Annotated in this window: 5 protein-coding genes; 4 read left to right on the top strand and 1 reads right to left on the bottom strand. The window is 75.0% G+C overall.

Annotation, left to right across the window (positions count from 1 at the left end; translation table 11 throughout):
* The first annotated feature begins 19 nt into the window (after nt 1–19).
* From CA983_RS39360 to CA983_RS39375, 4 genes are all read left to right on the top strand, one after another.
* Nucleotides 20–1,114, top strand: a complete 1,095-nt coding sequence (locus CA983_RS39360) for a hypothetical protein (protein ID WP_244207290.1) — start codon at nt 20–22, stop codon at nt 1,112–1,114.
* Between the two features lie 95 nt (nt 1,115–1,209).
* A complete protein-coding gene (locus CA983_RS39365) occupies nt 1,210–1,740 on the top strand; it encodes a (2Fe-2S)-binding protein (protein WP_167407543.1) in 531 nt (176 codons plus the stop codon).
* Nucleotides 1,737–2,741: an FAD binding domain-containing protein gene (locus tag CA983_RS39370; RefSeq protein WP_086605501.1), complete on the top strand. Its 1,005-nt coding sequence runs from the start codon at nt 1,737–1,739 to the stop codon at nt 2,739–2,741. The genes CA983_RS39365 and CA983_RS39370 overlap by 4 nt, the downstream gene beginning before the upstream one ends.
* Complete coding sequence (locus tag CA983_RS39375) at nt 2,738–4,894, top strand: xanthine dehydrogenase family protein molybdopterin-binding subunit (RefSeq protein ID WP_086605502.1); 2,157 nt, start codon at nt 2,738–2,740, stop codon at nt 4,892–4,894. The genes CA983_RS39370 and CA983_RS39375 overlap by 4 nt, the downstream gene beginning before the upstream one ends.
* Nucleotides 4,895–4,897: 3 nt before the next feature.
* On the opposite strand, the gene CA983_RS46435 is transcribed toward CA983_RS39375, so the two are convergent.
* Nucleotides 4,898–6,083, bottom strand: a 1,186-nt coding sequence (locus tag CA983_RS46435; protein WP_086605503.1) for a hypothetical protein, incomplete at its 5' end; no start/stop codon positions are given.

The following is a 6,083-nucleotide window of genomic DNA, read 5'->3' on the forward strand; positions in this document are numbered from 1 at the left end:
CCCCATGACTCCCGCCACGGTGTGGCTGGCTCGCGGCCGCCATGCCGAAGGCGCCGCGGAAGACGTCCTCCGGCGCTCGCTGGAACAGCGCAAGCGAAGTCGGGCCATCGACGACTTTCTGGAGTTGCCCGAGGCCGAGACCGAGGGCGCGAGCGAGGCCGCCGCCCCGGCGGAGCGGGTCTTCCAGGCCCGCTGGCGGGTCGACGAGACGGTGACCGTGCGCGCCCGGATCGGCGTGACGCCCGGGCCGGACGGCGGGCAGGAGTGGATGCTGGTCGCGGAGGCCGAGCAGCCGTGGAACGACGACTGGCCGTCGCCCGCCGGGCTGTTCTGGCCGGAGGGGCCGGACGTCGCCTGGGACCGGGACGGCGTCGCGGAGCTGTCCCTGCGGGAGGTCAATCCGCTCCCCCACGACGACAAGGAGACGCGGCGCCTGTTCAGGAACGCGGTGCGCGGCGGGTGGCACATCCACGTGGTGGTCCACGAGGCGATGACCACGGACGAGCGAGGCCGGGTGCCGGTGGCGCGGTGGCTCCCGTCGGGCCTGCGGCACCGCGTGGTGGAGCACCGCGCCGCCCCCCAGCAGCACCGGGGCCTCAACTGGGCCCTGCGCGATCTGGGGGTCCAGGTGCCGCGCGGCGGTGCCGTGGTGCTGCCCGGCAACCCGGCGCCGGACGGTTACGAGGCCGAGGACTTCTCCGTCCGCGCGGTCTTCCTCGACGGCTCGGAACCGACCGACCTCGTCGACGCGGTGACACGGTACGCCGCGCTGCCGAGACCGCTGCCCGACGGCGCCGAGGACGCCCTCACCGCGCTGCGGGAGGACTGGCACCTGCTGACTCTCCAGGAGGAGCTGGAGCGCCAGCGCGGGCTGGTGGCCATGTACGCCGAGGCGCTCGAGGCCATGACGAAGTCACGTGACCTGTACCGGGAGGCGGCCGAACGCGCCCACGAGGCCCTGGCCGCCTACCAGGAGTCCGCCGAGGCAGCTCCCGTGCGGCAGCGGCCCTCCGACACTCCCGTGGCGTCTCCGCTGCAGCAGCTCACACGCACGTTCGAACGCTTCAAGGGCAGGACCCAGCGTCCCGTGGCCCCGTCCCGGGACGAGCACTAGAGGCCCGTCCTGACGGGCCGCATGTGTCAGTCGTGGTCTGGTGGATACGCGGTCCGGTACGGCAGTACGGCCCGTCCGGGAAGGTCCTCCACTCCATGGGCAACGACCAGTACCACTCGGAAACCACGCTCCGCGTCAACGGCAAACCTCACACCCTCACCGTCGACCACCGGCGGGTCCTGCTGGACCTCCTGCGGGAGGATCTGGACCTCACGGGCGCCAAGAAGGGCTGCGACCACGGCCAGTGCGGCGCCTGCACGGTCCTGGTGGACGGGCGGCGCGTCAACAGCTGTCTGCTGTTCGCGGTCGCCCTGGACGGCTGCGAGGTCACGACCGTCGAAGGGCTCTCCGGCGACGGGGAGGAACCGCACCCGCTGCAACGGGCCTTCCTGGAGCGCGACGCCTTCCAGTGCGGCTACTGCACCCCGGGCCAGATCTGCTCCGCGGCCGGCATGCTCGCCGAGGCGGCGGCCGGTCACCCGTCACACGTCACCGACCCGGCGACGCCCTCGGCCGAGCCGGTGCCGCTGGACCGGGCGGAGATCCGGGAGCGGCTGAGCGGCAACCTGTGCCGGTGCGGTGCGTATCCGCGGATCGCCGATGCCGTGGAGGACGTGATCCCGTGAAGGAGTTCGCCTACGTCCGCGCCGGGAGCGTCGAGGAAGCGACCTTCGCGTACGCCTCCCACCCCGGCGCCCGTTATCTCGGCGGAGGCACCAACCTCGTCGATCTCATGAAGCTCGGTGTGGAGCGGCCCGCCGCCCTCGTCGACGTCACCCGGTTGCCGCTGGACGCGGTGGAGGAGCTGCCGGACGGTGCGCTGCGGATCGGGGCGATGGTCCGCAACAGCGACCTCGCGGCCCACCCCCTCGTGCGCGACCGGTACCCGGCGCTGTCGCAGGCGGTGCTCGCGGGCGCCTCGGGGCAGTTGCGCAACGCGGCGACGACCGGCGGCAACCTGCTCCAGCGCACCCGGTGCCCGTACTTCCAGGACCTGTCGAAGCCGTGCAACAAGCGCGAGCCGGGCAGCGGCTGCGGTGCGCGGGACGGCGTCCACCGTGATCACGCGGTGCTCGGGCACTCCGAGCACTGCATCGCCACTCATCCGTCGGACATGGCGGTGGCGCTGGCCGCTCTCGACGGGCGTGTCGAGCTGTACGGCCCCGAGGGCGCCCGGAGCGTCGCCGCGGCGGACTTCCACCGGCTGCCCGGGGACCGGCCGGAACAGGACACCGAGATCCGCCCGGGCGAGCTCGTCACCGGCGTGGTGCTGCCGGCCGCCACGGCCGGGCTTCCGTCGGCGTACCGCAAGGCCCGCGACCGGGCCTCGTACGCCTTCGCGCTCGCGTCCGTCGCGGCCGTACTGCGGGTGTCGGACGGCGTGGTCGGCGACGTGGGGCTCGCGTTCGGGGCGCTGGCGCACCGGCCGTGGCGGGCCCGGCGGTCGGAGGAGGCGCTGCTGGGCGCGGCTCCGACCGCCGCCGCGTTCGAGCACGCGGTCGACCTGGAACTGTCCGCGGCGCAGCCGCTGCGCGACAACGCCTACAAGGTGCCGCTGGCCCGGGGGATCGCCCTGGACGTGCTGTCCCGGCTCGCGGACGCGGCGCCGGCGAGGAGGACTTCATGACCGGCAGCCTGGGAGCCCCTGCCGAGCGCCGGGAGGGACGGGAGAAGGTCAGCGGCACCGCCCGCTACGCCGCCGAGTACCACTACCCCGGCCTGGCCCAGGCCTGGCCCGTGCCGGCGGCTGTCGCCCGGGGTCGGGTGACCGGCGTCGAGGTGGCGGACGCCCTGGCCGTACCCGGTGTGCTCGCCGTCCTCACCCACGAGAACGCGCCGCGGCTCGCCGAGCCGGACGACGCCACGCTCGCCGTGCTCCAGGACTCCCGGGTTCCGCACCGCGGCTGGTTCGTGGCCCTGGTGGTGGCCGAGACCCTGGAGGCGGCGCGGGCCGGTGCCGCCGCGGTGCGCGTCGACTACGCCGCCGAGGAACACGACGTGACCCTCACCGCGTCGCACCCGGGTGTGTACGTCCCCGAGGACGCCAACGCCGATTATCCGGCTGTCCGCGAACGGGGCGACCCCGACGGGGCGTTCGGTTCCTCGGCCGTCCGGGTCGATGTCGCCTACCGCGTGCCGCCGTTGCACAACCATCCCATGGAGCCGCACGCCAGCACCGCCCGCTGGGACGACGGCCGGCTCACCGTGCACACCTCCAGCCAGGGCGCCGGTGCCGTGCGGAGCGTGCTCGCCGGGCTGTTCGGCATTCCCGAGGAGCGGATCGTCGTCACCGCCGAGCACGTCGGCGGCGGCTTCGGCTCCAAGGGCACGCCGCGGCCGGACGTGGTGCTCGCCGCGATGGCGGCGCGGCAGACCGGCCGGGCGGTCACGGTGGCACTGCCCCGCCGGTATCTGCCCGCCGTCGTCGGGCATCGTGCGCCCACCCTGCACCGGCTGCGGCTCGGCGCCGACGCCGACGGGCACCTCACCTCCCTCGTGCACGAGGTCACGACCCACACCTCCCGGATCAAGGAGTTCGTGGAGCAGGCGGCGGTCCCGGCGCGGGTGATGTACGCCTCGCCCCACAGTCGCACGGAGCACCGGGTCGCGGCGCTGGACGTGCCCTCGCCGTCGTGGATGCGGGCGCCGGGCGAGGCACCGGGCATGTACGCGCTGGAGTCCGCCATGGACGAACTCGCCGCCGAGCTGGGCATGGACCCGATCGAGCTGCGCGTCCGCAACGAGCCGGACGTCGAACCCGACAGCGGCAAGCCGTTCAGCAGCCGGCACCTGGTGGAGTGTCTGCGCGAAGGCGCCCGCCGCTTCGGCTGGGCCGTGCGGGATCCCCGGCCGGGCTCCCGCCGGGAAGGTCCCCTGCTGCTGGGGACGGGCGTGGCGGCGGCGACGTATCCCGCCATGGTGTCGCCCGCCACGGCGACGGCCCGCGCACTGCCCGACGGCACGTTCCTGGTGCGGATCAACGCCACGGACATCGGTACGGGGGCCCGGACCGTGCTCGCGCAGGTCGGCGCCGACGCCCTCGGCGTGCCCCTGGAGCGGGTGCGGATCGAGGTCGGCAGCACCGAACTCCCGCCGGCGCCGCTGGCCGGCGGCTCGTCCGGCACGGCCTCCTGGGGGTGGGCGGTCCACGAGGCCGGTGTCCGGCTGGCGCGGCGGCTGGCCGAGCACCCGGGACCGCTGCCCGAGCAGGGCCTCGCCGCCCGCGCCGAYACCCGGGGTTCGGCGGACGCCGAGAGCGACTGGGCGCGGCACGCCTTCGGGGCGCACTTCGCCGAGGTCGCCGTGGACACGGTCACCGGCGAGGTCCGGGTCGGCCGGCTGCTCGGGGTGTACGCCGCGGGGCGCATCCTCAACGCCCGTACCGCGCGCTCCCAGTTCGTCGGCGGCATGACGATGGGCCTGGGCATGGCGCTGACCGAGGGCAGCACGATGGACGCCGCGTTCAGTGACTTCACGGAGTCGGACCTGGCGTCGTACCACGTGCCGGTGCACGCCGACATCGACCGGATCGAGGCGCACTGGCTGGACGAGGACGACCCCCGTCTCAACCCCATGGGCAGCAAGGGGATCGGGGAGATCGGCATCGTCGGGACGGCCGCTGCGATCGGCAACGCGGTCCACCACGCCACCGGCGTCCGCTTCCGTGAACTCCCCCTGACGCCGGACCGGGTGCTGGCCGGGCTGCTCGACCGCCGCGCGGCGAACCACGCCCGGACCGGTCCCGCTACGGGCGGATCCGGTCCGGTGCGGGGCGCGTAGGCGTCACTCCGCCATCCGGCGTGCCTCGGGCGCCGGCGCGGACGCCCACTGTCTGCGCGCCAGAGGCGCCACCATACGGAAGACCAGGGCGACGAGGGCCAGCAGTGCCGCGCACGCGGCGGCCGCGGCGGCGAGCCACGGCGGGGCGAGCGCCAGGTCCACGGCCCGGGACAGGGACGCCGACGGGGAGGAGTTCCCGTACGCCTGGGCCCCGGCCAGCACCGTGGGCACCACCACCGCCCCGGCCAGCACCACCGCGACGGGGCGCAGCGCCAGCAGCAGGGCCAGAACCGTGCACAGCACCGACAGGCCGAGGGCGAACGCGTGCAGGCGCAGGGACGCTCCGCCGCGTTGCAGCGGGAAGTGGGCCACCGCGCACAGGGCCAGCGCCAGGGCCGCGAGCCAGCCCGACCACGACACGGACCTGGCGAGCCGGTCCGTCGCACGAACGCGGTCCGCAGGCGGGTCGTCGAGCGTCCGGTGGGTCTCACGGGCGGAAGCCGGGCGTGCCGTACGGCGCTTGCCCGGCCGGCCGGGCTTCTCGGCTTCCCCGGTCTCGCCGTCCGGACGTGAGGTCCCGTCCGGCAGGCGGCCGTTGCGGTCCAGACGCTCGAGGCCCAGGCGGTCGATCAGCTCGACCAGCTCACCGACGGACCGGCCGGTGGCGGCTGCCCGGAGGGCCTCCTCGCGGACGTGGGGCATCTGCGGCTCCTTGTGCAGGAGGGTCACCAGCCGGGTCACCTCCTCCACCGGGCGGTGGGCGGCGGCGGCCCGGATGGCCTCGTCCGCGCAGTCGGCGTCGCGCGGGGGCTTCGTCAGCATGGCGATCAGCCGGGAGACGTCCTCCACGGGCCGGCTCACCCCGGCGGTGCGCAACGCGTCTACCTTGGCCTGCGTGTGGTCGGGCGACTCCTCCAGGGAGGTGATGAGGTCGACGACCTCCTCCAGCGGCCGGTCGGCCACCGCGGCGTGCACGAGGTCACTCACCGCGTCGCCGTACGGCGCGCCGGCGGTCGGCCCGGTGCCGGGCCGGAGTTCCACCCGGTTGTCGTCGAGGGACCGGATGACGAACGGCCGCGCGGTCGGCGGCTGGTCCGTCTCGTCCTGACCGGGCTCGGCGGGCTGAGCGGGGTCGCCCGGGTCGGACTCGGGGGGCCGGGCGGGGTCGCCCGGGTCCCAAGCGGTGGGC

Source organism: Streptomyces swartbergensis (assembly GCF_002148965.1).
In the GTDB taxonomy this organism is placed as follows: Bacteria; Actinomycetota; Actinomycetes; order Streptomycetales; family Streptomycetaceae; genus Streptomyces; species Streptomyces swartbergensis.

Bases quoted from the DNA above. Each gene is read 5' to 3' on its own strand.
- CA983_RS39365 (WP_167407543.1), top strand. From the start codon at position 1,210: ATGGGCAACGACCAGTACCACTCGGAAACCACGCTCCGCGTCAACGGC.